At 63.7% G+C, this 641-nt stretch carries 1 protein-coding gene; it reads right to left on the minus strand.

From position 1 onward, the window contains the following. Nucleotides 1–641: ABC transporter permease (locus tag AC1D35_RS36685; RefSeq protein ID WP_477942982.1), on the minus strand; the 641-nt coding region annotated here is incomplete at both ends.

Here is a 641-nt window from a genome sequence, read left to right on the forward strand (position 1 = left end):
CAATCAGCGTGAGACCGATGAGGATGCCAGACATCGCCGCCACGCGGACGTCGAGCGATTCCTCGATCAGCGCGAACATGCGCAGCGGCAGGACCGTGGTTTCGGCATCCGCGAGAAAGAGCGAGATCGAGACATTGTCCAGCGACTGGATGAAGACCAGGAACGCGCCGGCGAGAATCCCCGGCATCAAGAGCGGAAATGTCACCCGGCGCAGCGTGGTGAACCAGGAGGCACCCATGACGGTCGATGCCTCCGCGAGCGACGGATTGAGACCCTGCGCAACGACGGACGCGGCGCGGTACATCAACGGCCCGAAGACCACGACATGGCCGGTCACGGTCAGCCAGAGCGACGGTTGAAACCCGACGAAATTGGCGACGATCAGCGCTGCCAGACCGTAAACCAGGCTGGGAAGGACGAGCGGCGACAGAAGCAGCGGTTCGATCGCGCCGACCGTACCCTTGCGCATCCGGCTCATGCCGATGGTGGCGGGGACCGCGAAGAGCAGCGAACCCAGGACGGCAAGGCCCGCAATCTTTAACGAGTTGAAGGCGGCCGCATGTTCTGTCCCGGAGCGAACGGGATCGAGCAGCGCCTCGTACCAGCGTAGTGAGAAGCCCTCGGGCGGGTATTTCAACGTC

The organism is Rhizobium sp. P1_E6, assembly GCF_056405875.1.